Source organism: Vibrio ostreicida (genome assembly GCF_013074385.2).
Taxonomy (GTDB): Bacteria; Pseudomonadota; Gammaproteobacteria; order Enterobacterales; family Vibrionaceae; genus Vibrio; species Vibrio ostreicida.
In genome coordinates, this window is sequence record NZ_JABEYA020000018.1 from 41,798 (window position 1) to 67,510 (window position 25,713).

The window sequence follows — 25,713 nt, forward strand, 5'->3', positions numbered from 1 at the left end:
TCCCATTTCATCTGCGGAAGCGATCCCCTATATTGTGGTAACAAGTAAAAGTACAGTTAGGAAGATCTATGCAATACAACAAGTTACCTCACTCTACTCTTGAAGTAAGTCAAATTTGTCTTGGCACTATGACTTTTGGTGAACAAAACACCCAATCAGAGGCTTTTAGTCAGCTAGACTTCGCTATAGAACATGGTGTTAACTTCATTGATACTGCTGAGATGTACCCCGTTCCTCCCAAGGACAACACTCAAGGTTCAACCGAACACTACATTGGTAACTGGCTTCAAAAATCGGGTAAAAGAGAAAAAGTGATATTGGCCACTAAGGTTGCAGGGCCTCGCAATGTCCCGCACATTCGCGACAATATGAGCCTAGATCGCCGCAATATTCATATCGCAATTAATGAGAGTTTGCAGCGTCTACAAACAGATTATATCGATCTCTATCAGCTTCACTGGCCACAACGTCAAACCAACTGCTTTGGTCAACTGAACTATCCGGATCTTGCTGAGAAAGAAGAAATCACTCTCATTGAAACACTAGAAAGTCTGTCAGATTTGGTCAAAGCCGGTAAAGTACGCTATATCGGCGTATCAAATGAAACTCCGTGGGGGGTGATGACTCTACTGCGACTTGCCGAGAAACATGAACTTCCTCGGATTGTCTCTATTCAAAATCCATATAACCTATTGAACCGCAGCTTTGAAATTGGTTTGTCGGAAATAAGCCACCATGAAGGCGTTCAATTACTGGCATACTCTCCACTAGCATTTGGCTGCCTAAGTGGTAAATATCTTAAGGGTTCACGTCCAAAGTCAGCACGATGTACCCTTTTTGAACGATTTTCACGTTACTTTACACCGAATGGAATCGAGGCAACACAATCCTATGTCAACTTGGCGAGAGAGCATGGTCTGGATCCGGCTCAAATGGCACTGGCTTTCGTCAATCAGCGACCATTTGTTGCATCGAACATCATTGGAGCGACCAAATTAGACCAGCTGAAGTCAAACATTGACAGTCTTAATGTGACGCCCAGCAATGAACTTATTCAGGGGATTAAAGATATCAGTACAACCTACTCAAACCCCTGTCCTTAAAAGAATACCAATGAATTGGCAACAAAACGGGCTGGTATTATATACCAGCCCACTTTATTACGTTGATATTCGAGCACTAAGCGCACGGCGAAGATGACGAATACGGCGAGTCGTTTTTACATTATCGGGCTCTGAGTAACCCATTGAATAACCATTGGCTTCCAAACCAATGTCTTTAAGCAAGTGAGTGTTATTCCATGGGACTTGGCAATGGTTACGACGAACATAACGTTTCCATATCCGTTCTTCTCGGCGTAGATCCGCTTTAATAAGTAACGTCGCAAATGTCAGATATAAAGAGTGATTCATGATATTTCTCCAGTTGAGTAAAGGCAGCTGGGAAAAGATCAACGAGGTGTAAAGATAAGACTTTATATTTAATTCGCTGCTTTTCCGCAGCCAATTAAAATAAAAGGGAACGGATTAATTACATTACTTTGATGCGAGAGCAATCCAACAACGTCGGCTTGGTGTAGAGTGCCGCCATATTTGAAGCTTGATCGTAAGACGTCATCGTCAATGAGTTAAAAGTGAATTTTTTCATGATACGCCTCCGTGTAATGTATTAATCTAAATAAGAATTAGTGTAGTAAATGAGCTTAAGCCCACGGATAATTCTATGCTTAAATAATAATATTTCAACCTATTTATTCTATAAATTCAAAATAAAAACGATAAACTAACAACGCTGTCACTACCAAGTAAATATAGAACATTTCACTTAGGGAACAGTCCATAGAATGTGATTACACTAACAATTAAAACCACGCCCACCAGCGTGGTTTTACTCTATAGCGATACAAAGTTAGATTGCGATATCACTGATTAAATTATGCTTATTCAATAATCGGTACATGGTTGCACGGGATACCCCTAATTCTTTTGCTGCCATAGAAACCTGACCTGCATGTGATTCCAACACAAGTATTAAAGCATCTCTTTCACTACGCTCGCGGATACTTTTCAAACTTCGTTTACCATCAGTTCGTTTGGGTAAATCCAGATCGTTCTCATCCAACATCACTGTTTCAGACATCAAGACGTTGCGTTTAATCTGATTCATTAATTCACGCACATTACCTGGCCAGTGATATCGAGTCAGTGCCCGTATCGCTTCCTCAGTAAAGCTCCTCGCTTGTGCATTATACTCTTTCGAATATTCCTGTAAGAAGTGCCGCGCCAGTATCGCTATATCTCCAGCACGCTCTTTTAAGCTCGGAACGTTAATGCGTAAAACATTAATGTAATGGTAAAGCTCTTCATTAAAATCACCATCGATCAACGCTTTTTCAATATCCGCAGAGTTTGCCGCCAAAATACGCACATCGACGTCTTTTCGGCCGTTAATTGTCTCAACAGTCCCTTCCTGAAGAAAACGCAACAGATTGAGTTGCTGTGATTTAGGTAAAGTCAGAATATCATTAAGTAACAAAGTACCTCCATCCACTTTCTCTAAGATGGATGGCGCCGTAAGATCATCGCGATTAATCCCAAACAAATCGCTTTCAAGACGCCTTTCAGACATAGCCCTACAATTGACGGAAATAAATTCTTTCTGAGCTCGTGCCGATGTCTGATGGACCGCTTTGGCCACGCTTTCTTTACCTGCTCCGCTTTCACCATAGATCAATATACTGACATCTGTCGGTCCAATTCGCTTAATTTGGTCCCGAAGACGTGTAATCGCAATCGATTCTCCAATCAACCCCATATCATTATTGTTGCCATAATGCGGCCAGACCTTTTTCTCTAATTTGAGCATCCCTAATTGATGACCAATAGTACTGAGGAGCTGGGCATCTGGTATAGGGGCTGTAAAGAAGTCGATGCAGAAGTTGACGATGAACTGACAAATGGTGTCAGAACTTAGCTGGGGCTCACGAATAAACGCCAGCCAACGCACCTGCTTATGATTGCTCACTAAATTAGCAATCCCATTAAGGCTGAACTCATCATGACTGAGATCAACGATACCAATGCATGGCCCCGCTTCGCTAAACAAGACATCTGCTTTGCGTAAATCTGCACACTGGGTGCAACGCCACCCAACTTGCTCCAAAACCGACAGCCAAGGTTCGTACGTACCACCGACAACGATAAGTGAGCCAGGAATGGAGTCCATTCGGAACTGACTAGCCATGAGATGTATCCCTTTTAATTCAAATGTTAATGCTGTGCCTTGATCGACACATAAAACTCAGCTGCTACATTATAGAGACTCGGTTAGATAATCTGTCTCAATTACAAGATTAGCTATTGAATTATATAATATCCAAACTGTAATTCGATTAGCATCAAACAAAGTTTGCAATCAAACGCATAAACTAACGATTTAAATTAGGGATCATCAAGGTTTTCATTTCTCCTGATTTATTGTTTATTCTGATAATAATAGGATTTCATGATTTAGTATTGTGTCGTGATGATCGGTTCATCGATTCTCATGCTATGACGTACATCTTTAATCAGCATCACGGCAACAATCACACCTAACGCTATATTCGATAGAGGATAGGCCAACCAAATTCCAGGGACACCAAATAATTTTGGCATTATGAATAAAAATGGTAGCTGAATAAGCAAGTTACCTAGTGTAACAAACATCGCCTTGCTGCCTTTATTCGTCGCCTGATAGTAAGCCGCAGCCACCACTAAAAAACCATCTAAAAACAACGCAAACATGTGTAGCCTTATACCTAAAACTGTACGCTCTAACAATTGATTGTCACTGCTGTTAAAGACCGTAACGAACTCGTGAGGGAAAATATTCAGTAGTAAAGTGAAGCCAATACCGATGGAAATTGATGTCACCATAGAAATGTTAAGCAGCTTACCTATATTTGTTTGATTTCGCGCACCATGATTAAAACTCACAAGGGGCTGCATACCATTAGCCACCCCCTCCACAGTCAGGTAATAGACCGTCACTATATAACTCAGTATCGCATAGGCACCAATGGTCAGCGCATCTCCATACTGAGTAAATAAACTGTTGTGCAGTGCCACCATCATCGAACCATAAGCGTACATAAAGAAACTTGATGTTCCTATCGAAAAGATCTGTGGGATCACCCCCCAGTTGAAACGTAAGTTATTCAACTTGAGTTTGGCGCTTGGTGAACAAAAATAGGCCACACCCAATAATGTTACGACGGCTTGTGCTATGGCCGTTGCTATAGCAGCTCCTTTGAGTTCCCATCCCCAAACGGCGATCATTAGATAGTCAAGCGCTATATTCACAACCGCCCCTATAACCATAAGTAATGTAGCAACAGTCGGGCTATCATCATTACGAATTAAAAACGGCATCGCTATTGAGCCAAGCGTAAACACACAAGCCCCAGTTAAAATAGATAAGTATTGATCCCCTAGCTCAAACAATCGTCCCTTAGCTCCTTGCCAAGCTAAAAAATCGCCGCCAAATAAGTAAAGCAAGCCAGAGACGGCAGGAGAAAGAACCACTAACAAGATCAATCCCGTCGTCAATATGTGGTTTGCCCCTAAATGGTCCCCCTCACCTTGTCGAATAGAGATCAGTGCACCGCTCCCTACCCCCACCAGCATACCCAACCCCAGAATCGTTCCTATAACAGGCCACGCAACATTGATCCCGGCTAAACCATCGGCACCAACATAGCGCCCAATGAAAATACCATCCACAACTTGGTAAAACCCGCTGACGAGCATAGCCGCAATCGTTGGGATGACGTAATTCCAGAACTGTTTATAAATAGAAATTTGCATATGGTTTTTCACTAGTTAGCAAGGCTAACTAAATAATCAAATTATTTGGTTAGCGATTTATCTAAAAGCCTGATGAGCGTCTCCGCTTCCTGAGCAGTAAGCTTCGAGTTCATTGATTGTGCAATTTCTTTATAGATGGTTTGCTCCATCGACATACCATTTATCACCTTTTCGGTAAGTATGATCCGTTTTGAACGACCATCCTCATGGCAAAACAAGCGTTTCACGAATCCTTTTTTTTGCAGCCTTACCACCATATTGGAGGCTGAAGGTTTGGACACCTTGAGCTCTTTAGCAAGATCGGTAATTCTGACTCCCTCAGGGTGATCCTGAATCACCCGCAAGTAGTCGTACTCATTGAAACTCAATAAAGCGAGAGGATCATCTTTTGCGTGTACACGCCAAGCTTTTGAACAAAAACGTTCTAACTCAATCAGGCTATTTTCTAGTCGCACTGCACGAGGCCTCTTAGTTAGCAAGGCTAACTATATTAGTAAAAGGTGGTTCCGTAGGCAATAAAAAATCCGCAGAAAAACGCGGATTCTTATGACCTACTATCTCGATTGAAAAGAACTGTACCTTGGCCTATTCTCTTTTTTGAGCAAGCTTATTACCTTTAGTCTGTTCATAAATTCGTGATAGCTCGAGCAAGGCATATCGATGTTCAACATATTCAAAGACATTAAAAGACGTTGCAAGTTGGTAGAATGAAATCGCTTTAACTAAATCTTCTTCCGTCTGCTTAGACTCATAACGCTTACCTAAATAGAAATAGGCTTCAGTCAAATGTTGAGCCAGGGCCACTCTATTTGGGCTGTTCTCTACGATTGTCTGAAACGCCTGCTTTTCAGAAATCTCACCTAAAGTAATCGCCACTAGGACCCAACCCCATTGATCATCATGATCTTGGAAAGCCTTCAACAAATCTTGCCTTGCCAATTCAGGTTCGAGCTTAGACTGCACTATATATAGCCACAACGCTCTAAAAGGGTCACTGGGATCGTCGTTATAATGGCGCTGCATGTCTTCCAATGCCAGATCAATACGATCACCATAATACAACGCAATGGCTCTGTTCCGAGCCGCATAGGAGTTATTAGGTGCAAGCTCTAGCGCGGAATCAAAGGCATCATACGCCTGATCAAATTGCTGCTTTTCAGTAAAGTAAACACCTAATAGGTTAAAAATATCAGCTTGAACAGGGTAAATGGAGAGTGATTGCTCGTAGTCTGATCTTGCCAAGTTGCGCAAACCAACACTGTCATAATAGTTACCTCTTTCGAAAAGTATCTTAGCGCGTGTTTCATTGGGTAAATCAGGTCGTAAAAGAAGTTGACTCAAACGCACGATCTGAACTTCCTGCTGTAAAGTCGGCTGCAGAGCCTCTACAGTCGGAGGCAACATCCAATCAGACTGCTGATTAAAATTCGATGAACAACCTGCCGTAATGAAGAGAGCAAAGCTAAGCGTTCCGGTTCGAAACCATTTCACAAATAAATACTCCTGTTCCTAAGCTTTAAGCCTAGAGTTATCCGCAATAAAAAAGGGAGCGTAATGCTCCCTTTATATCATGATTCTAGCAAAATAGGCTAATCCACTAACGGATCAAGCCCCGCTAAAATTATGCGTCTGCTGACGGCTTTTCTTCAGAGGTCATTTCTTCTGTCTTTTCGACAGCTTCTTTCATGCTTAAACGCACACGGCCCTGACGGTCAATTTCGAGTACTTTGACTTGGACCTCTTGTCCTTCAGCAAGGTAGTCAGACACTTTCTCAACACGCTTATCAGCGATTTGAGAGATGTGTACTAGGCCATCTTTACCTGGAAGAATAGTAACAAACGCACCAAAGTCAGCCAAACGAGCAACTTTACCCGAATAGATACGACCAACTTCAACTTCAGCAGTAATCTCTTCGATACGACGAATCGCTTCTTTTGCTGCAGTACCTTCTGTAGCAGCAATCTTGATGGTGCCGTCGTCTTCGATTTCGATCGTTGTACCCGTCTCTTCAGTCAGAGCACGAATCACTGCACCACCTTTACCAATCACATCTTTGATCTTCTCAGAGCTAATCTTCATCGTATGGATACGAGGAGCAAACTCTGAAATATCTTCACGTGCACCAGCGATCGCTTCATCCATTACAGAAAGGATGTGTTTACGTGCACCTTGCGCTTGGTTAAGAGCAATTTGCATGATCTCTTTCGTGATACCTTCAATCTTGATGTCCATTTGAAGTGCCGTGATACCTTCGTTAGTACCTGCTACTTTAAAGTCCATGTCACCTAGGTGGTCTTCGTCGCCAAGGATATCAGAAAGAACAACGAAATCGTCGCCTTCTTTAACAAGACCCATTGCGATACCCGCAACAGAAGATTTGATTGGAACACCAGCATCCATAAGAGCTAGAGATGTACCACATACAGAAGCCATTGAAGAAGAACCGTTAGATTCAGTGATTTCCGAGACAACACGAACTGTGTATGGGAATTCATCAACAGAAGGCATAACAGCAGCGATACCACGCTTAGCTAGCTTACCGTGGCCGATTTCACGACGCTTAGGAGAACCGACAAAACCCGTTTCGCCAACACAGTATGGAGGGAAGTTGTAATGCAGTAGGAAGTTGTCTTTACGCTCGCCTGTTAGCTCATCGATGATTTGAGCGTCACGTTGTGTGCCTAGAGTAGCAGTAACGATAGCCTGAGTTTCACCACGAGTGAATAGAGAAGAACCGTGTGTACGTGGAAGAACACCAGTACGTACGTCTAGCGCACGAACCATGTCTTTTTCACGACCATCGATGCGTGGGTTTCCAGCGATGATGCGGCTACGTACAACGTTTTTCTCTAGAGAACCAAGCATGCCACGGATTTCACGCTCGTTGAGTGTTTCGTCTTGACCTAGAAGCACTTCAACCACATCGTTCTTGATTACGCCAACTTGCTCGTAACGAGCCATTTTTTCAGTGATTTGATAAGCGTCAGATAGACGAGTTTCTGCTAGCTCAGCAACACGAGCTTTAAGCTCAGTGTTTACGACTGGTGCTTCCCAGTTCCACGCTGGAGTAGCAACTTCTGCTGCGAACTCATTGATAGCGTTGATAACTACTTGTTGTTGATCGTGACCGAAAACAACGGCAGAAAGCATCTCTTCTTCTGTCAGGTTATCTGCTTCAGATTCAACCATAAGTACTGCATTGTCAGTACCTGCAACAACAAGATCAAGTTTGGAGGCCACTAGCTCAGTGTTGCTTGGGTTGAGCACTAGTTGACCATCGATGTGACCGACACGTGCAGCACCGATTGGACCGTTGAACGGGATGCCAGAGATAGCAAGCGCCGCTGAAGTACCGATCATTGTAACCATGTCCGGTTGAACGTCTGGGTTTACAGACATTACTGTAGCAATTACTTGAACTTCGTTCTTGAATGAATCTGGGAAAAGAGGGCGAATTGGACGGTCGATCAGACGAGCCGTTAGAGTTTCACCTTCAGATGGACGACCTTCACGCTTGAAGAAACCACCTGGGATTTTACCCGCAGCGTAGGTACGCTCTTGGTAGTTTACTGTTAGAGGGAAAAAGTCTTGGCCTTCTACCGCTTCTTTTTTACCAACAACAGAAACGAATACAGCGGTGTCGTCCATCGTCACCATCACAGCCGCTGTGGCTTGACGTGCGATAACGCCGGTTTCAAGAGTAACCGTATGGTTACCATACTGGAATGTTTTAACAACTGGTTTTTCGAACATTATTATTCCTTTATCTGGGCAATCGCTCAGACTGAGTTAATTAATTGACTCAAGGCATTACGAATCGCGACTAGTCAAAAGGCACTGTATTATAGTGAGCAGTGGCTTTTGAATAGTCGCGACCTGTTGGCCGACTTCGGTGACTGTAATGCAAAAAGTGCTACTGAATAAAACTACTGAGATAGTTTTAACCGGACGTAGTATAAACTACTTGAAGAGAGTTTGGGACAATTTAGGCAACAAAAAAGGGGCCGATGGCCCCTTTCATGACAAACTGTTCTATGCAGCCGCTGATTAGCGACGTAGGCCTAGACGCTTGATTAGGTCTTGGTAACGAGCAAGGTTTTTACCTTTCAAGTAATCAAGAAGCTTACGACGGCTAGAAACCATACGTAGAAGACCACGACGGCTGTGGTGATCGCCTTTGTGTGCTTTAAAGTGGCCTTGTAGGTGGTTGATAGAAGCGGTAAGTAGAGCTACTTGAACTTCTGGTGAACCAGTGTCGCCTTCGCCTTGAGCGTATTCTGCAACGATTGCTGCTTTAGTTTCTGCATTCAGAGACATTATTCTCTCCTAATAAGAGTAGGTTAATATTTGTGCCAGCCAATCTCTGATTCAGCCGACACGAGAAGCGCGGATTATAGGAGATGTGCTTCTTTTAAGCAATAGGAAATTTAAGCCATTAAGCCCCAGAACGACACGAAGAAACTGAACACAAGTCTCCTCCCCTTTTTAACGACCAATCAAACTCGGGTTTCTACCATCAGTATTTCTGTTACACTGAACTCAACTCAAATTAACTCTCTGAAATGGCGGAATTCATCATGAAAATCGGCATCATAGGAGCAATGGAGCAAGAAGTCTCTATTCTCCAGGCATCCATCCAAAACGGTAAAACTGTCAACAAAGCAGGTTGCACTTTTTTTTCTGGCCAACTCAATGGTGTAGAGGTTGTGTTACTGCAATCGGGCATCGGTAAAGTTGCGGCGGCGATTGGCACAACGCTACTTCTACAAGAATACCAACCTGACATTGTCATCAACACAGGGTCTGCTGGCGGTTTTGACTCAACGTTAAACTTGGGTGACGTAGTGATCTCCACAGAAGTTCGCCACCATGATGCAGATGTCACTGCATTTGGTTATGAAATGGGGCAGATGGCTCAGCAACCTGCTGCGTTTGTCGCTGATGCAACATTAATGAATACTGCAGAACAAGCCCTTGCACAAATGGACAATACACACGCGGTTCGTGGCCTGATCTGTACAGGAGATACCTTTGTTTGTAGTGCCGATCGCCAAGCATTGATACGCCAACATTTCCCAGACGTTATTGCTGTCGAAATGGAAGCCTCAGCGATTGCTCAGACCTGCCACCAATTTAAAGTACCGTTTGTTATTGTGCGCGCCATCTCTGATGTAGCAGATAAGGCATCTCCTATGAGTTTCGAAGAGTTTCTTCCTTTGGCAGCGAAAAGTTCTTCTGAGATGGTGTCAAAAATGGTTGAGCTCCTGAAAGCATAATCATCACTAACTGGCCAATACTCATGGAAGAAATTTTTGATCAGTGGTATTCCAACGGAGCGCTCCTCGTCTTGTGGGGGGCTCTATTGTGTCACCTTATCCTACCTTTTCCCCGACGTGCACATCCTGCGGTTCTATGGCACAAGTTCGCTGAGCAACTGGCCGATAAAGTCAATACTAACTCGAACTACTCGCAAAGCCTTATTTCTGGCACATTAGGCTTTCTTCTGATGACAGTCCCAACGCTTATGGTGCTCATCGCGTTAAAACCTCTTGTTTGGCAACCAGTACTCTTCGAGTTAGCGTTATTGCTTCTGGCAATAGATTGGCGTAACACCGATAAGTTTACCGCGCACTTCGTAGCGGCTCTAGCACGCGAAGATAAAGAACAGGCAAAGATGCTGCTCCAGCCTATCGTCAACCGCTCAACCGCAACACTTTCACTACTGGGGTTAGGAAAAACAGGAACCGAAACGCTCATTATGTCCTACGGCCGTAATGTTATCGCCGTGATGTTTTGGTATGCCGTCGCAGGAGGGACCGGTGCCTTCCTCTATCGAATGACTGTCGAGCTTGCAAGGGCTTGGTCCCCTTCTCGGCAAAAATTCTCGCCTTTTGGTCTTCCCGCGGTTCGTGTCGTGGCCGTGCTGGATTATATTCCCCTGCGTCTATTTGCCTTGATGATTGCGGTGGGGGGTAGAATGAAGGAGGTCTTTGCTTTGTTGAAACAACAGGCTAACGCCTGGCCACTGCCAGGACCATCTTGGTTGCTGATTTCCGTTGGTGCCAAACAACAACTTTCTCTTGGTGGCCCCGCTATTTATGACGGAAAGAAAACCGTTCGCTCTCGGATAGGCGGCCGGATTGCCCCATCCGCGATTCATATGGCGCAAGTTCAGAGACTGTTAGTCTGGCGAATGTCGGTATGGGTTATCGTACAAAGCGCGGTTATGGCAGCCGTTTATCAGGGTATATAAATGCAGGCTCGATTACTTTTATTACTGCTCCTATCTTCCTCGATATATGCGGCGCCAGCAGAGCGCATAATTAGCCTTGCACCTCACGCAACCGAACTCGCGTACGCAGCAGGTTTAGGCGATCAATTGATCGCGGTCAGTGAGCACAGCGATTACCCAATAGCGGCACAAAAACTGGAAAAAGTATCAAATTATCAGGGACTCAAACTTGAACGTATTATCGCTCTCCAACCGGATCTTATTATCGCTTGGCCCTCAGGTAATCCAGCGCGGGAGCTCGATAAACTCAAGCAATTTGGTTTCAATATTTACGATACGAATACAGGAACACTTGACGATATTGCCTCCAATATCGAGCAGCTAAGCCAATATTCACAAGACCCCTCCGTAGGCAACCACTCAGCCACACAGTTTCGAGAGAAACTTCGCCAACTCAAACAGACTTATCAGACCGATAGCCCCGTCAGATACTTTTATCAATTGAGCGCAACCCCATTAATGACAGTGGCAAATGGAAAATGGCCCAGTGAAGTCTTTTCTTTTTGTGGCGGCGTCAACATCTTCGAAAACAGTTCTGTCTCATATCCTCAAATAGGAAAAGAGCTCGTATTATTGCGCGACCCTGACGTTATCTTTACCTCAGAACACAGAGTGGCTGAAGACAATACATGGCATGATTGGCAAGGTTCCCTGACTGCGGTTAGAGAAAGCCACATATGGTCCCTCAATTCTGACTGGCTAAACCGGCCAACGATAAGAACGTTGAATGCTGTTGAAGAGATCTGTCAATACTTTGAGAAAGTCAGGCAAAATCGCTAACAACCTTAACCTTGAATACATTACAATCCTTGATTTGTGATCTAACTCAGGTAAAACCTGAATCTTAATGAGAGATTAAATTCCAGTGGATTCTATCCTGCTCTACAGTATCGATTTATTCGGTACCGCTATTTTTGCTATTTCCGGCGTTCTGCTCGCAGGCAGACTAAAAATGGACCCATTTGGTGTAGTGGTACTAGGCAGTGTCACCGCCATTGGCGGGGGAACCATTCGTGATATGTCACTTGGCGCAACCCCCGTATTCTGGGTCACAGATACCAACTACCTTTGGACAATTCTTATTACTTGTCTACTCACCATGCTCATTGTGCGTCGACCCAAACGCCTTGCGTGGTGGATCATGCCAGTTTGCGATGCCATCGGGTTGGCTGTTTTTGTTGGTATTGGCGTCGACAAAGCAATGTCATATCAAGATTCAGCACTGGTGGCCATTATCATGGGAGTAATTACCGGGTGTGGTGGCGGTATCATCCGTGATGTTCTAGCCAGAGAAGTACCCATGGTTTTACGAAGTGAGGTCTATGCCACTGCCTGTATTGCGGGCGGTATATTTCATACCATGTCGCTGGCGATGGGGCACGATAACGATACGGCATTCTTAGCTGGGGTATTTTCAACGTTGTTGATTCGTTTGGGAGCTATTCGCTGGCATTTATCCCTACCAACATTCGCATTGAATCGATAATGTGGTAGATAAATAAGGTCGCTTTGGCGACCCTATTTATCTCGTTCGACTATCGGTTACTTTTGAACTTTACGAAGCACAACTTTCAATGCATCGAAATCATTAGAAAGCTCTTGAGATAAAAGTTCCATTGCAGCGTGCTTAGCCAATGGTGCCGGAAGCTCAATATCCAAGCCTAAAATATCATCGACAACTTCTTTAAATTTAGCGGGATGCGCCGTACATAAAAAAAAGCCAGTTTCGCCTTCTTGCAGCTGCTCATTTAATAAACGGTAGGCAATGGCCCCATGAGGCTCACACAAATAGCCTAACGAGTGTAAATCGCGGACTGATTCTGCACTTTGCAGATCCGACACTTTACCTTTACCTAATGTATCCAGACCCCAACCCTTCAACCGACATAGCTCTTCGATACGAGGCCAGTTGTTCGGCTGGCTAACGTCCATGGCATTAGAGGTCGTCGCCACCGTCGGTTTAGGCTCCCATTGTCCTGTCTCCAGATAACGAGGAACGGTGTCATTTTCGTTGGTCGCAGCAATAAAGCGTTTAACGGGTAAACCGAGAGCTTTCGCCAATAAACCTGCAGTGAGATTGCCAAAATTACCACTCGGTACTGATATGACAAGATTTTCACGTTGCTCTTTAGTCAATTGGGAAGCGGCTTCAAAGTAGTAGCAAATTTGAGCCATAAGGCGACTTATATTGATAGAGTTGGCGGAATTCAGGCCAATTTCCTCACGCAAGTCTGCGTCATCAAATGCTTGCTTTACAAGCGCTTGGCATGCATCAAAATCACCGTCAATGGATACTGTGTGAATATTACCCCCTAAAGTACAGAAGAGTTTCTCCTGAAGTGGGCTGATTTTTCCATTTGGATAAAGAATAACAACATTGATGTCCTCCATACCATAAAAGGCATGCGCTACAGCCGCACCAGTATCGCCTGATGTTGCCGTCAATATTGTAATCTTACCGCCATCTGATACGGCAACAAGCGATTGCGCCATAAAGCGCCCACCAAAATCTTTAAACGCCAGTGTAGGCCCATGGAATAACTCCAATGCATACACACCTTCTTTGATACGGTTTATTGGCGCCGAAAACTGAAAAGCAGAGTCCACCATAGCGTGTACTTGCTCTTTTGCTAATTCATCACCAATCAAAGCGGCTAAAATCTTTGTACTACGCGATACAAAGTCTTCTGCAAGCAAGGCATCCACATCATCAAGCTCTGGTAGAGTCGATGGAAAGAAAAGGCCTTGGTTACGACCTAGCCCTTGACGAACAGCTTGGCCAAACGTTACTTGTTGATCATTTTCTTTTATATTGTACAGCTTCATAGCTCACTTCCTGTCACTTTCGAACCTTGCTTGTCAAGTTGGCAAACATGGACGAACCCTTGTTCGTTTTGTACGTAATTTTGTTCAAGCCAGCGTGCAACACGCTCAGCCACTTCTTTATCATTGCAAATACTAAATAACGTCGGGCCACTGCCGGATATTCCGGTCGCCAATGCTCCCGCCGATGTCGCATAGCGGCGTGCCTGAGCAAAGCCTGGCAGCAGTTTCTCACGATACGGTTCGGCAATCACGTCTTTAATCATTTTTGCCGCCAGCTCAGGTTGACCGGAGTGACACGCATGAATAAAGCCCGCTAAATGACGACCATGAGCAATCACATCTTGACGACGATACTGAGAAGGTAGAATGCCACGAGCTTCAGCCGTAGAAACCTTGATTCCTGGGTAGGCCATAACCCAATACCAATCATCAAAGCAGGGAACAGTCTGGCTAATGATATCCAATTCTTCCAACATCAATTGCACACCACCGAGATAACAAGGAGCGACATTGTCGTAATGTACCCCCCCAGAAATCTGACCTTCCATTTCGCCCATTAAGTCCAGTAACTCATTACTAGTGAGTGGATTACCATGAAATTGATTTAAAGCATCTAAAGCCGCGACAATCGAGCAAGCACTGGAGCCTAACCCAGACCCGATCGGCATATTTTTCTCAAGTGTCATCTCTAAAGGCAATAATATCTCCGTCTTTTTTTCCAGCTCCCTAGCAAAAACTTTCCAGCAATCGTAGACAATATTTTCTTTAGGATCAGCGGGTAATCTATCAACAAAGTTCCCTGATGTTTTTAGACTAAATTGTTGAACGCTCGCCTTGACCCATACCCGATCACCCAGCAAAGTCCCATCCACTGGGGATACTGCGGCACCAAGCACATCAAAACCAACGCTTACATTTCCTATGGATGCTGGGGCATAAACCACGACGTCCTGACCAATACTCATCGACTTAGACCCCTAATTTCCAACCCAACGTACGCATCACGTCAGCAAATACCCCCGCCGCAGTGACCTCAGTTCCAGCGCCATAACCACGTAATACCAGTGGGATCGGCTGATAGTAACGGCTGTAAAATGCCAGCGCATTTTCACCGTCTTTGATTTTGAACATAGGATCGTTACCATCAACCGCCGCCATAGTGACCCGACATTGACCCTCGGAAATTTCACCGACATAACGTAAGACTTTCCCTTCTTCCGCAGCTTTAGCTGACAATTCTTGAAAATAAGCATCCGCTTCTGGTAACCGTGCCATAAAATCGTCGACGCTGCCTGAATCATCAAAACCTGGTGGCAGCGCTTGATCAACAATGACTTCCTCTAACTCGAGGCTCATTCCTGCTTCGCGGGCCAAAATAAGCAATTTACGCGCAACATCCATTCCTGAGAGATCATCGCGTGGATCAGGTTCAGTAAAACCATGTTGCTTGGCAATATTTGTTGCCTGACTCAGTGTCATCCCTTCATCCAACTTACCAAAAATGTATGACAGTGAACCCGACAAAATACCGCTAAAACGCTCAAGTTCATCGCCTGCGGCGATCAAGTTTTGAAGGTTTTCAATCACCGGCAAGCCTGCGCCTACGGTAGTTTCATACATCAGTTTACGTCGAGAGCTTCGAGCAATATCACGCAATTGATGGTAGTAAGCCATACCTGCGGTATTTGCTTTCTTATTGGGCGTAACGACATGGAAGCCTGCGGCAAGGAAATCAGAGTACTGGTTAGCAATCGCTTCACTAGAAGTACAATCGACCAAAACGGGATTAATAATATGATTGCGCTGTACGAGTGAAATTAAACGAGCCAAGCTAAACTCTTCTGTGGCATCTTTCATTCGATCCCGCCAGTGTTTTAGGGGGAGTCCTTCACTGTCAAGTAATAGTCCTTTGCTGTTCGCTAAACCACACACTCTAAGCACAATACCTTTTTCCGCCAATTTAGCCTGCTGACGTTGAATTTGATCGACCAGCTCACCGCCCACACCTCCCACTCCAACAACAAAAACATCGAGGAAATGTTTGGAATTAAAGAGGTTTTCATGACACGCCTTAATCGCTTCTGAAATCTTATCTTCTGGAATAACCGCAGATATAGCGCGTTCAGATGATCCTTGTGCGATAGCCACTATGTTAACGTTTACTTCAGCAAGTGAAGAGAAAAACTGAGAGGCCACACCACGAGATGTCCGCATACCGTCACCCACCAGAGTCACGATCGCAACGTCGTCCATGAATTCGACTGGCTCAAGTAGGCCATCTTTAAGTTCCAACTCAAAAGCATCGTTAAGTGCTTGTTGGGCAATTTTTTTATCCTGAGATTCAATACAGAAACTGATGCTGTATTCAGACGAAGACTGGGTAATTAAAACGATAGAAGCCCCCGCTGAAGACATTGCGCCAAAAACGCGGCTAGCCATACCAACCATGCCTTTCATTCCAGGACCAGAAACATTGACCATGGTAAGATCACCCAAGGTGGTGATCCCTTTAATGGAGAGTTTATCTTCACCAGTATCCTGACCAATTAAGGTTCCTGCTCCTTGAGGGTTAAAACTGTTTTTAATGAGGCAAGGAATATGGAACTGGGCAATCGGAGCAATGGTTTTGGGGTGGAGAACAGACGCACCAAAATAGGAAAGTTCCATCGCCTCCTGATAGCTTAAACTCTTAAGTAAACGAGCGTCTTCCACCAAGCGGGGATCACAGTTAAAAACCCCATCCACATCTGTCCAAATTTCACAGCATTCCGCTCTGAGGCAAGCCGCGAGTACTGCCGCAGAATAGTCTGACCCATTACGTCCAAGCGTCACGATTTCGCCTTGTTCATTGCCTGCTGTGAATCCAGGCATAATATTGACATGGCCTTTCAGTAACGGCTGATTACGGAAGTTTTGCGTCGAAACCTCAACATCGACCATGGCTTCTAGATATTCACCTTGAGCAAATAAATAGTGTACAGGATCAATTAAGCTAGCGGGTTGATCTTTCGCCTCCAAAACGGCCTTCATCAACTGAACAGAAATTCGCTCACCCTTACTAATGATTCGCGCATTCACATTGTCTGGACACATACCCAGAAGATCAATGCCATGGACAAACTGTCGAAGTTGAGTTAACGATGTCTTGACCTGATTGTCATAATCAGAGCCATCGATATGGGGTAAAACGTGTTTAATCCCCTGATACAAATCACGTAAAGCATCTTCTAGCTCATTAATTTGCAATTCAGCTTGACCATTTTTTAGTGCTCCATCAATCACTGCGACCAATTTATTCGTTGTTTTTCCGGGCGCGGATAGGACCACAGCGACCTCTTCCTGCTGTGCATTGTTCGCAATGATATCTGCGGCTCGTAAAAAGCGCTCCGCATCGGCTAATGATGAGCCTCCAAATTTCAAAACACGCATTACTTCCTCCAAAAATCTGTCAATTGGTATAAAAAAAGGCCTGTATCTGGTGGGATACAGGCCTTTTTTTTAAAATTTCTTTCGCTTAGCCGCCTGCCCCAACATGTATGATGTCGGTAATAATAATGGTGGTGGTCATTACTGAAAGGCTGAGCTTATACATATATAAATGTTTGCGATAGTGTGATTGCTTACCCATACGTTTAACCCATTTGTTATTCTCGAGTCAATGAAAAAAAATATTTTTTTCTTTGTTCGGGTCGGAAAATCTGTTCTGTGAGCCAGTTCAACAAGTTATCTTTCGACGAAACAGTTTGAGTATGGTTGCATAATAAGGAAATCGATCATGGTCTTAAAATGTCGCTACCAGCTTGAGTGATTTATGCTTTAATTGATCGTGCGGTGGATCAATAACAATCAAGGAGTGGCAAATGAAAACAATACTAAGCCTGTTGCTAACTCTGTTCGCAAGCTCCTCACTTGCGACCGCACTGCCCGAATTGCCATCCAAATACAAAGGATCGCCACACAAGATTTTTCTCTCAAGCGAAAGCAACCATCAAGACTTCGACACTTGGAAAATTGACGGCGGTTATTCCTACAACATTTTCAGCAACATCGATGTTTATGTCGGTGCTCGTCTCGATCAGGGCAAGGACATCAATGAAAGTGGGATAATGAGCGGAGTCAGCTATCAAATCACGCCGAGAGTGTCTGTTAAAAGCACACTTCATGCCTATGCAGACGACCTAGCAGCAGACAAGGATGACAATGTCGTCAGTGCCGAGGTCTCTAGCCGGATGCGACTAACCGAAAACCTCGATTTTCATGCCACTCTCGAACATCAAGAGTGGCAGCAAGAGCTTGAGTTTGGTATTGGATTTCGTTTCTAATTCCAGTCTAGAATATCTGCTGACGTCAAGACACCATTCCAATCAGCATAAACATAATCACTGGGTTGAATCATTTGGTTTTGTACCGTCAAGGTCACATTAATTTCTCCAGCTCCTCGCTTTTCCGTTTTGAATGGGCTGGTCCCCAACGCTTTGATGCCTATTTCCATTTCCGCCATTGCGGCCGCGTCTCGAATCGCCCCATAGATAATAATGCCTTCCCAATGGTTGTTGATCGCTAACAGCGCCAGTTGATCGCCAAGTAACGCTTTCTGGCATGAACCGTTACCATCGACTATCAAGACTTTTCCTTTTCCATTTTGGCTCAATGCCTCTTTGATCTTTGAGTTATCATGAAAACAACGAACCGTAACAATTTCACCCCAAAATGCACTTTTATGGCCAAAGGTATGCAAAGGCAGATTCAGCAATCTGACTTTGTCCTCATGTCTATCACATATGTCCGGTGTAATGTCTTTCATGTTTCCTCCATGAGTATCTCAATCAAAGTTTATTTTCATCGAAACGTCCACTCTCTAAGGCTCACTTTAGTTTGGGCACCAAGACAGCAAATGGTCATCGTAAACACAGTAAATTGCGTTTTGTTGATATTTCCCCCACAGCAAGCCTTTACCCACTGACATGACAGGGACTTTGAGATCGTCGGTTTAACGACACTCTTTCGTTGAGCTTGGGTTCTTTCTATTGACCTGATGTTGGTTCAACCTGTGGCTGGATGGGTTCCATGCAATGATGATAGCAAACTTGTTGGCCAAAAGTTTGCCACAAAACACAAAATAGGGATCTAAGTAATTTTGCCAAAGCCGAACATTCAAACTCATGGTAAATCGTCATTTTCATCTGTTTTAGACCAATAATATTTGTTACATTCAAACTCTTGATATAAATCAACAAAGAGTATGGAATTAATACTCTGACGTTGTTAGCAAGCTGTTAACATTATAGAATCCGCCTCAAAGACTGGTAGAGGCAATGAGGGAAGGGACCTCAGAGAAGTGAATTAGTACCATGGACGGCGGGCAATCAAAGAAAGTATGTTTTTTAGAGTCTTTGGTTTATTATCAACATCACATTACCTGTATGTTAGGTTTTTGCCTAGAATTTATTCTATTAGCACAATTTTTTCACAAGTTTAGGTACCGCCAATGCAAACCCCGCACATTCTTATTGTTGAAGATGAGCAAGTAACTCGTAACACTCTAAAGAGTATTTTTGAAGCAGAGGGATACGCTGTTTTCGAGGCCAGTGACGGTGAAGAGATGCACCAAGTGCTGTCTGACAATCAAGTAAACCTAGTAATTATGGACATCAATCTTCCGGGAAAAAATGGCCTTTTGCTTGCACGTGAATTGCGTGAACAGGCAAATGTAGCCTTAATGTTCCTTACGGGCCGAGACAATGAAGTTGACAAAATTCTTGGTCTAGAAATAGGCGCGGATGATTACATCACAAAACCTTTCAATCCTCGCGAGCTCACTATTAGAGCGCGAAATTTGCTGAGCCGCTCAATGAGTGCAACAGCAACCACTGAAGAAAAGCGCAGTGTCGAAAAATACCAATTCAATGGCTGGGTATTGGACATTAATAGTCGCTCACTGGTTAATCCTAGTGGCGAAGGTTATAAACTGCCGCGTTCAGAGTTCCGTGCTTTACTGCATTTCTGCGAAAACCCAGGTAAGATCCAGACACGTGCTGATCTCTTGAAAAAAATGACCGGACGTGAGCTGAAGCCACATGATCGCACCGTCGATGTGACGATTCGACGTATACGCAAGCATTTTGAATCCATCTCTGGGACACCAGAAATTATTGCCACGATTCATGGTGAAGGCTATCGCTTCTGCGGTGATCTAGAAGAATAATGCCTGACTAAAAACTAAAAAATGGAGCCGAGTGGCTCCATTTTTCGATTGCAGGGGTTGTTCCCAAACTCATCTATCACTTTTTCTGACAATCCGATTAACTTCGGCCGCCTTTGATTGCGTCGATGATCTCGGTGGTTGAACAGCCATCTTCAAAGTTTAACACCTGAACATCACCACCATTGGCCAACACTTCTTTGCCACCAGCAATCTCTTCAGGTTTATAATCCCCTCCCTTGACTAACAAGTCTGGAAGCACATCCGCAATAAGACGCTGTGGGGTGTCTTCATCAAAAGGAACCACCCAATCTACCGCGCCAAGTCCCGCTAAAACCGCCATACGGCGGTCAGTTGGATTAACCGGCCTGCCGGGCCCTTTCAAACGCTTCACCGACTCATCAGTATTTACCGCAACAATGAGACGATCACCTAACTCAGCGGCGTGATTTAAATAAGAGACATGGCCTGCATGGAGAATATCGAAACAACCATTGGTCATCACAACCTTTTCACCTTTCGACTGAGCTGTTTTAACCGCATCAATTAAAGCTCGCTCTGTCGTCACACCAAAATCAGTATCTTGGCTACCATGCACGGCTTCCGCTAATTCTATTGTCGACACAGTTGATGTACCCAGTTTACCGACAACAACCCCTGCAGCCGCATTGGCTAAGGCGCATGCTTCATCAAGAGGCTTACCTGATGCGACGGAGGCTGCAAGAACCGATATGACGGTGTCCCCCGCACCCGTTACGTCGTACACTTCTTTTGCCAGCGTGGGTAAATGAAAAGGTTCCTGACCACGACGAAGAAGCGTCATCCCATGCTCGCTTCTTGTCACCAAGAGCGCTTCAAAATCATATTTTTCAATCAGGGCCAGTCCTTTTTCTACCATCTCATGCTCGGATTTGACCTGACCGACGACCAGCTCAAATTCTGCCATATTTGGAGTTAGGAGTGTGGCTCCTCGGTAACGTTCAAAGTCAGCCCCTTTGGGGTCAACGAAAACGGGCACCTGTGCTTGACGAGCTTTTTGAATGAACTGCTGCACATGTTCAAGTGCCCCTTTAGCATAATCCGACAACACAACAGACTTTACTTTGGGCAGAGCGAGTTCCATTCGATCCAAAATGAGGTCCGCTTGCGTATTTTCAAACTTGTCTTCAAAATCGAGACGAATCAGTTGTTGTCCACGGCTCAGTACACGCAACTTGGTTATGGTCGGATAGTTTGGCAGTGCCACAAAATCACACTTCACTTTCAAAGCAGCTAACGTTTCATTCAACACTTTTGCAGGCTCATCAATGCCAGTCAGACCGACGATATGCGCAAGGCCTCCTAAAGAAGCAATATTCATTGCCACATTGGCAGCTCCACCAGGACGCTCTTCGTTGTTTTCTACTTTAACCACAGGGACAGGCGCTTCTGGAGAAATTCGCCCAGTCGGGCCATACCAGTAGCGATCCAACATCACATCACCGATAATCAATACACCAGAATCACTGTAGTTAGGCAGGATTGGTTTCATTGTGAGTCTCCAAAGTCTAGTTCGGGCATGAGTTTAACACAGGGTAAGACGCGCCAAAACCTATTCCAACCATTGGTGCCAAAGCGCCTTTACCAACTCACGTTCTTCAATAAGCTTATCATCAGCAACATCCGCATCAAGGTGGAGAAGATTACGATGATGTATTTGGTCTCGCATCTTAATATATGCATTCATCACGCCCTTTGCTGCCGATCCTTCCATAATCCCCTCGGCCATCATCGATTCAAAAACTCGAACATTGTCACTCCAACGCGTCAGCTCCGGCTTATTTTGGCTGTACCGTAGAACGAGGTATTGAGCCAGAAATTCAACATCGGCGATCCCTCCAGGGTCCTGCTTGATCATAAATCGACCCGTTTTTTTTCCTCCCAGATAGGTTCTCATCTTAGCCCTCATATCAACCACCGACTGTTTGAGCTCTTCTTCCTCTCTGGGTAATGTAAGAATAGTATGCCGTATTTCGGCAAAATCACTTTGCAATTGTGGCGTTCCGAAGATCATTCGAGCACGAACTAGGGCTTGATGCTCCCATGTCCAGGCCTCATTGTGCTGGTAGTCAGCAAAAGCCTCAATAGGACTCACCAACAAGCCTGAAGCGCCAGATGGCCGCAAACGGGTGTCCACTTCATACAACACGCCAGACGCAGTCCGAGTAGAGAATATGTGAATGATTCGTTGAGCCAACTTAAGATAAAATTGACGGCCGTCTATTATCTTCTCACCATCGGTATAAGAATCGACAGGGCAGTCATGCATAAAAACAATGTCTAAATCCGAGGTATAGCCCAGCTCCCACCCCCCTACCTTTCCATAACCAATAACCGCAAACCCTCGTCCTTCGCTATGTTTCAAGTGAGCGGGCTCACCAAACTTTTTAGACACCTGTAACCAAGCTTGGCTGATCACCGATTCAACAATAGCTTCAGCTAAATAAGTAAGATGATCACTGACTTTCATAATAGGCATGGCATCAGCGATATCGGCGGCGGCAATTCTAAGCATACAAATCTGTTTGAATTGGCGGAGCCCTTCCATCTGTTGTTCCATATCCTCTTCTGGAATACGGGCTAAAAAATCCCGAAGTTCCGTCCGATAACTTTCAAGTGGCACTGGATGATACAGCTGCTGAGGATCAATAAGTTCATCCAACAAAATAGGATAACGACCAAGCTGCTCAGAGATCAATGGACTGGCTGTGCACAAGCGTACTAAGTGAGTGAGCGCAGCAGGGTGTTCATCGAGCAGCTCCAAATAGGTCGTTCGTGTGACTATTTTATTCAGTAAGTGTAACACCCTCGGCAAACCAAATTGAGCGTCGGCATGAGAATAGATCGCTGCAAACATCTTTGGCATTAAGTCATTGATCACTTCACGTCCACGTGGTCCAAGCGTTTTCTTCACTAAATCCTGATGGAATTGAAAAACGTTTGAGGCCATAGAAACAGGATCATCGACCCCAATATCTTGAGATAAGATTTGTTCGACTACATCTTGCTTCTCGGCCATATTCCATAGCTCGTGAAAGTGGCTTTCGACATCCAAACCGTCTTCGTCTTCATCTCCAATCAACTGGCGAAATATCTGATGTACATTGGCCATATGCTGGCCAATCTCTGCGATAAGCACACTCCAATTCACATACCCCATTGCCGTTGATATTCTCAACTGTTCAATGCCGTCTTCAGGTAAGCTCTGGGTTTGTTTATCGTTTGTTGCTTGGATGAGGTTCTCCAAGCGACGAAGAAACTGATAGGCCAGTTTCAGAGATTCAACATCTTGACCACTTAGCAACTCAAGTTCTGCAATGCCCGACAGCGTTTCCAATAAGCCTCGGTGGCGCAAAGTCGGTTCACGCCCACCACGGATAAGCTGAAACACTTGCGCAATAAACTCAATTTCACGGATCCCGCCTGCGCCTAATTTTATGTTGTTACTCAAACCACGGCGACGGACTTCGCTGCTGATCATCGATTTCATTCTTCTCAATGATTGAATCGCGCTAAAGTCGATATAACGGCGAAACACAAATGGACGTAACATACCTCTAAGTTCCTGATATTCAGGGTACATTTCGCAGCCCATTACTCGGGCTTTTATCATTGCGTAACGCTCCCAGTCACGTCCCTGCTCCTGATAATAATCTTCCAAAGCGGAATAACTCATGACTAACGGACCACTGTCACCAAAAGGTCGCAACCTCATATCGACCCGATAACAAAACCCATCCAAAGTCTGTTGAGACAAGGCTTTGATAATGCGCTGCCCCAAACGGGTGAAAAACTGGGCGTTAGCAATGCTTTTTCTTGCCCCTTGTGTTTCGCCGTTCTCAGGATAAGTAAAAACTAAATCAATATCCGACGAAAAGTTGAGCTCCCCTCCTCCCAGTTTACCCATTCCGATAATCAGCATAGGTTGAGGGATACCCTCATCATTGCATGGCGTTCCCCAAAGAGCGCAACATGCTTTATATTGCCATTGATAGGTTTCAAAGATCATTGCCTCAGCCAACTGAGAGAGATGAGCCAAACTCTGCTCTAGCGTCCAGCTTGAAGTAAAGTCCCGCCACGCGATATAAGTCATTTCACGGTAACGAAATTGGCGCAGAATTTTCAGAAGTTCTTCTTCATCAGCACACGCTTTCAATAGATCCGCTAAGTGCTTACGATACCCTTCCGAACGAGACTCATGCTGGAGCATATCTAAAAGATTAGACTGCAAAAACGAGTCATTTATCAAAGCGTGAGCAATGAATTCACTTAAGCCCACAACATACTCTAACTCGTTTTGGCGTTTTGTTGGCCACTCCGAAAAAGGGGCATTGTCCAGAAAGGTTTTGACCGTCGATTGAGAGATCGCGTAAAGCGTGGGTGGCAATGTCATAATGATTCCTTGGGCAACAAATCTTGTTAGGAAGTTTATATCAATAAAAAATACCCACTAACAATAAGTGAACGAGAATTGGTGCCATTCTGATCATCAGACTTTAAGAGATGTGATCTTAGCCCCCATCGCGCCCCCTTTCGTGACCAGCCGAATGATGAGTGATGGCTTATCCCCATCGATTAAAAGCCACCCTAATCCCTGTTTACGCTCCGCAAGTCGTTTGTATTTTCGTTGTTCTAGGCAGATATCTGTGGTGTTTCGCTATGCTTCGTAGCAATGAGATCATAGACTGACAACTCGCTTCTATTTTATTGACAACAAATAGCTACATAGAGCCCCATATGAAAAAAAGTGATATTAGAGACGATATAAAACCCATGAGTGTCTTGTCGCTCATCTTGTCATTTATGGCCTTATTCGTGATATCTGGGCTCTTATTTTTTCCACTGAGGGCAGAAATACGCCAAATTCTCATTGGTTTAGATTTTGTTATCTGTAGCATTTTTTTAATTCAATTAAGCATAGATTTTTTCCGTTCAAACGATCGAAGGCTTTTTTTGAAACAGCACTGGCTTGATATCGTCGCCAGCATTCCGATGATCGAACCTTTGAGGTATGCTCGGATATTCCACATTCTGAGGATCATTCTAGTGATGCGTACCAGCCGCAGTGTGATCAAGCAACTACTCAAGAATAAACATGAAACGACCATCGCTTCTATTTTGCTGATGATGGTCATTTTACTGACGTTAGGCTCAAGTTTGATGCTATTCATTGAAGGTCATTCACCTGAGGCAAATATCCAGTCTGGTGGGGATGCGATGTGGTGGGCTCTGGTGACTATCTCGACGGTCGGCTACGGAGACCACTACCCTGTGACCGAAGGAGGAAAAATACTCGCTGCTGGGTTGATCATTGGTGGCGTCGGTCTGTTTGGTATGATTTCAGGGTTAATTACCTCTATGATCACAGCCCCTTCTCAATCTCAAACTTATCGCTCTGAAAACAAAGAACGTTTACTCATTGAGATAGTCGCCAAGCAAGAACTGATTTTAAAACGTTTGGATCAAATTGAACAACATCAAAAAAGGGAGCACAAAGCCCCCTAGA

The 25,713-nt window shown here is 44.5% G+C and carries 21 protein-coding genes and 1 other annotated feature; of the genes, 8 read left to right on the top strand and 13 right to left on the bottom strand.

Annotated elements, in window-relative coordinates:
- Positions 1-68: 68 nt before the first annotated feature.
- Complete coding sequence (locus HLM86_RS17355; protein WP_170883436.1) at positions 69-1,103, top strand: NADP(H)-dependent aldo-keto reductase; 1,035 nt, start codon at positions 69-71, stop codon at positions 1,101-1,103.
- Between the two features lie 57 nt (positions 1,104-1,160).
- Here the strand turns inward: HLM86_RS17355 and HLM86_RS17360 are convergent, their stop codons facing one another.
- From HLM86_RS17360 to rpsO, 7 genes are all read right to left on the bottom strand, one after another.
- Positions 1,161-1,412 carry a DUF1127 domain-containing protein gene (locus HLM86_RS17360; protein WP_170883438.1) on the bottom strand — a complete coding sequence of 84 codons (252 nt, stop codon included), beginning with the start codon at positions 1,410-1,412 and terminating at the stop codon, positions 1,161-1,163.
- A 496-nt stretch (positions 1,413-1,908) separates the two neighbouring features.
- Positions 1,909-3,243, bottom strand: coding sequence for a cyclic-di-GMP-binding transcriptional regulator VpsR (gene vpsR, locus HLM86_RS17365; RefSeq protein ID WP_076590062.1), 1,335 nt, complete (start codon positions 3,241-3,243; stop codon positions 1,909-1,911).
- A gap of 266 nt (positions 3,244-3,509) precedes the next feature.
- Positions 3,510-4,847 carry an MATE family efflux transporter gene (locus HLM86_RS17370; RefSeq protein ID WP_076590060.1) on the bottom strand — a complete coding sequence of 446 codons (1,338 nt, stop codon included), beginning with the start codon at positions 4,845-4,847 and terminating at the stop codon, positions 3,510-3,512.
- Between the two features lie 41 nt (positions 4,848-4,888).
- Entirely contained in the window at positions 4,889-5,302 is a 414-nt protein-coding gene (locus tag HLM86_RS17375) for a MarR family winged helix-turn-helix transcriptional regulator (RefSeq protein WP_076590058.1), read from the bottom strand.
- Positions 5,303-5,432: 130 nt separating this feature from the next.
- On the bottom strand, positions 5,433-6,338 hold the full coding sequence (nlpI, locus tag HLM86_RS17380) for a lipoprotein NlpI (protein ID WP_076590056.1): 906 nt from the start codon (positions 6,336-6,338) through the stop codon (positions 5,433-5,435).
- A 130-nt stretch (positions 6,339-6,468) separates the two neighbouring features.
- Positions 6,469-8,601 (bottom strand): polyribonucleotide nucleotidyltransferase, encoded by a 2,133-nt coding sequence (gene pnp, locus HLM86_RS17385; RefSeq protein ID WP_170883440.1) that lies wholly within the window; start codon positions 8,599-8,601, stop codon positions 6,469-6,471.
- 294 nt (positions 8,602-8,895) lie between these two features.
- Positions 8,896-9,165 carry a 30S ribosomal protein S15 gene (rpsO, locus tag HLM86_RS17390; RefSeq protein ID WP_076590052.1) on the bottom strand — a complete coding sequence of 90 codons (270 nt, stop codon included), beginning with the start codon at positions 9,163-9,165 and terminating at the stop codon, positions 8,896-8,898.
- A 260-nt stretch (positions 9,166-9,425) separates the two neighbouring features.
- Between rpsO and mtnN the strand changes: the two genes are divergently transcribed.
- The 4 genes from mtnN to HLM86_RS17410 all read left to right on the top strand — a co-directional run bounded on the left by mtnN (position 9,426) and on the right by HLM86_RS17410 (position 12,626).
- Positions 9,426-10,124 (top strand): 5'-methylthioadenosine/S-adenosylhomocysteine nucleosidase, encoded by a 699-nt coding sequence (gene mtnN / locus HLM86_RS17395; protein ID WP_076590050.1) that lies wholly within the window; start codon positions 9,426-9,428, stop codon positions 10,122-10,124.
- Between the two features lie 23 nt (positions 10,125-10,147).
- Positions 10,148-11,101 carry a cobalamin biosynthesis family protein gene (locus HLM86_RS17400; protein WP_170883442.1) on the top strand — a complete coding sequence of 318 codons (954 nt, stop codon included), beginning with the start codon at positions 10,148-10,150 and terminating at the stop codon, positions 11,099-11,101.
- Positions 11,102-11,920, top strand: coding sequence for a vitamin B12 ABC transporter substrate-binding protein BtuF (gene btuF, locus HLM86_RS17405; RefSeq protein ID WP_076590046.1), 819 nt, complete (start codon positions 11,102-11,104; stop codon positions 11,918-11,920). It begins immediately after the preceding gene.
- An 85-nt stretch (positions 11,921-12,005) separates the two neighbouring features.
- Positions 12,006-12,626, top strand: coding sequence for a TRIC cation channel family protein (locus HLM86_RS17410; protein ID WP_076590044.1), 621 nt, complete (start codon positions 12,006-12,008; stop codon positions 12,624-12,626).
- A 56-nt stretch (positions 12,627-12,682) separates the two neighbouring features.
- Here the strand turns inward: HLM86_RS17410 and thrC are convergent, their stop codons facing one another.
- Genes thrC through thrA form a run of 3 tightly spaced genes read right to left on the bottom strand, consistent with a single transcriptional unit; the run spans position 12,683 to position 17,395 of the window.
- On the bottom strand, positions 12,683-13,966 hold the full coding sequence (gene thrC, locus HLM86_RS17415; protein WP_170883444.1) for a threonine synthase: 1,284 nt from the start codon (positions 13,964-13,966) through the stop codon (positions 12,683-12,685).
- Positions 13,963-14,931 (bottom strand): homoserine kinase, encoded by a 969-nt coding sequence (gene thrB / locus HLM86_RS17420; RefSeq protein WP_076590041.1) that lies wholly within the window; start codon positions 14,929-14,931, stop codon positions 13,963-13,965. Before thrB ends, thrC begins: the two co-directional genes overlap by 4 nt.
- Before the next feature lie 4 nt (positions 14,932-14,935).
- Positions 14,936-17,395, bottom strand: coding sequence for a bifunctional aspartate kinase/homoserine dehydrogenase I (gene thrA, locus HLM86_RS17425; RefSeq protein WP_076590039.1), 2,460 nt, complete (start codon positions 17,393-17,395; stop codon positions 14,936-14,938).
- Between the two features lie 29 nt (positions 17,396-17,424).
- Positions 17,425-17,543 (bottom strand) — a sequence feature (Thr leader region).
- 283 nt (positions 17,544-17,826) lie between these two features.
- Between thrA and HLM86_RS17430 the strand changes: the two genes are divergently transcribed.
- Positions 17,827-18,288, top strand: a complete 462-nt coding sequence (locus HLM86_RS17430) for a hypothetical protein (RefSeq protein WP_076590037.1) — start codon at positions 17,827-17,829, stop codon at positions 18,286-18,288.
- On the opposite strand, the gene HLM86_RS17435 is transcribed toward HLM86_RS17430, so the two are convergent.
- Positions 18,285-18,770: a putative 4-hydroxy-4-methyl-2-oxoglutarate aldolase gene (locus HLM86_RS17435; protein ID WP_170883446.1), complete on the bottom strand. Its 486-nt coding sequence runs from the start codon at positions 18,768-18,770 to the stop codon at positions 18,285-18,287. The two genes, HLM86_RS17430 and HLM86_RS17435, sit on opposite strands and share 4 nt — an antisense overlap.
- Positions 18,771-19,454: 684 nt before the next feature.
- Here HLM86_RS17435 and arcA point away from each other — a divergent pair.
- Positions 19,455-20,171: a two-component system response regulator ArcA gene (gene arcA, locus HLM86_RS17440; protein WP_076590034.1), complete on the top strand. Its 717-nt coding sequence runs from the start codon at positions 19,455-19,457 to the stop codon at positions 20,169-20,171.
- A 97-nt stretch (positions 20,172-20,268) separates the two neighbouring features.
- On the opposite strand, the gene hldE is transcribed toward arcA, so the two are convergent.
- Together hldE and glnE are read right to left on the bottom strand one after the other, a co-directional pair.
- Positions 20,269-21,699, bottom strand: coding sequence for a bifunctional D-glycero-beta-D-manno-heptose-7-phosphate kinase/D-glycero-beta-D-manno-heptose 1-phosphate adenylyltransferase HldE (gene hldE, locus HLM86_RS17445; RefSeq protein ID WP_076590032.1), 1,431 nt, complete (start codon positions 21,697-21,699; stop codon positions 20,269-20,271).
- Between the two features lie 60 nt (positions 21,700-21,759).
- Positions 21,760-24,600: a bifunctional [glutamate--ammonia ligase]-adenylyl-L-tyrosine phosphorylase/[glutamate--ammonia-ligase] adenylyltransferase gene (gene glnE / locus HLM86_RS17450; protein WP_076590030.1), complete on the bottom strand. Its 2,841-nt coding sequence runs from the start codon at positions 24,598-24,600 to the stop codon at positions 21,760-21,762.
- Positions 24,601-24,944: 344 nt separating this feature from the next.
- Here glnE and HLM86_RS17455 point away from each other — a divergent pair, with 344 nt between their 5' ends.
- Complete coding sequence (locus tag HLM86_RS17455; RefSeq protein WP_076590028.1) at positions 24,945-25,712, top strand: potassium channel family protein; 768 nt, start codon at positions 24,945-24,947, stop codon at positions 25,710-25,712.
- Position 25,713: the final 1 nt, after the last annotated feature.

Bases quoted from the DNA above. Each gene is read 5' to 3' on its own strand.
- btuF (WP_076590046.1), top strand. From the start codon at position 11,102: ATGCAGGCTCGATTACTTTTATTACTGCTCCTATCTTCCTCGATATAT.
- mtnN (WP_076590050.1), top strand. From the start codon at position 9,426: ATGAAAATCGGCATCATAGGAGCAATGGAGCAAGAAGTCTCTATTCTC.
- hldE (WP_076590032.1), bottom strand. From the start codon at position 21,699: ATGAAACCAATCCTGCCTAACTACAGTGATTCTGGTGTATTGATTATC.
- HLM86_RS17435 (WP_170883446.1), bottom strand. From the start codon at position 18,770: ATGAAAGACATTACACCGGACATATGTGATAGACATGAGGACAAAGTC.
- HLM86_RS17455 (WP_076590028.1), top strand. From the start codon at position 24,945: ATGAAAAAAAGTGATATTAGAGACGATATAAAACCCATGAGTGTCTTG.
- glnE (WP_076590030.1), bottom strand. From the start codon at position 24,600: ATGACATTGCCACCCACGCTTTACGCGATCTCTCAATCGACGGTCAAA.
- pnp (WP_170883440.1), bottom strand. From the start codon at position 8,601: ATGTTCGAAAAACCAGTTGTTAAAACATTCCAGTATGGTAACCATACG.
- thrA (WP_076590039.1), bottom strand. From the start codon at position 17,395: ATGCGTGTTTTGAAATTTGGAGGCTCATCATTAGCCGATGCGGAGCGC.
- vpsR (WP_076590062.1), bottom strand. From the start codon at position 3,243: ATGGCTAGTCAGTTCCGAATGGACTCCATTCCTGGCTCACTTATCGTT.
- thrC (WP_170883444.1), bottom strand. From the start codon at position 13,966: ATGAAGCTGTACAATATAAAAGAAAATGATCAACAAGTAACGTTTGGC.
- HLM86_RS17430 (WP_076590037.1), top strand. From the start codon at position 17,827: ATGAAAACAATACTAAGCCTGTTGCTAACTCTGTTCGCAAGCTCCTCA.
- HLM86_RS17355 (WP_170883436.1), top strand. From the start codon at position 69: ATGCAATACAACAAGTTACCTCACTCTACTCTTGAAGTAAGTCAAATT.
- arcA (WP_076590034.1), top strand. From the start codon at position 19,455: ATGCAAACCCCGCACATTCTTATTGTTGAAGATGAGCAAGTAACTCGT.
- rpsO (WP_076590052.1), bottom strand. From the start codon at position 9,165: ATGTCTCTGAATGCAGAAACTAAAGCAGCAATCGTTGCAGAATACGCT.
- HLM86_RS17360 (WP_170883438.1), bottom strand. From the start codon at position 1,412: ATGAATCACTCTTTATATCTGACATTTGCGACGTTACTTATTAAAGCG.
- HLM86_RS17400 (WP_170883442.1), top strand. From the start codon at position 10,148: ATGGAAGAAATTTTTGATCAGTGGTATTCCAACGGAGCGCTCCTCGTC.
- HLM86_RS17370 (WP_076590060.1), bottom strand. From the start codon at position 4,847: ATGCAAATTTCTATTTATAAACAGTTCTGGAATTACGTCATCCCAACG.
- thrB (WP_076590041.1), bottom strand. From the start codon at position 14,931: ATGAGTATTGGTCAGGACGTCGTGGTTTATGCCCCAGCATCCATAGGA.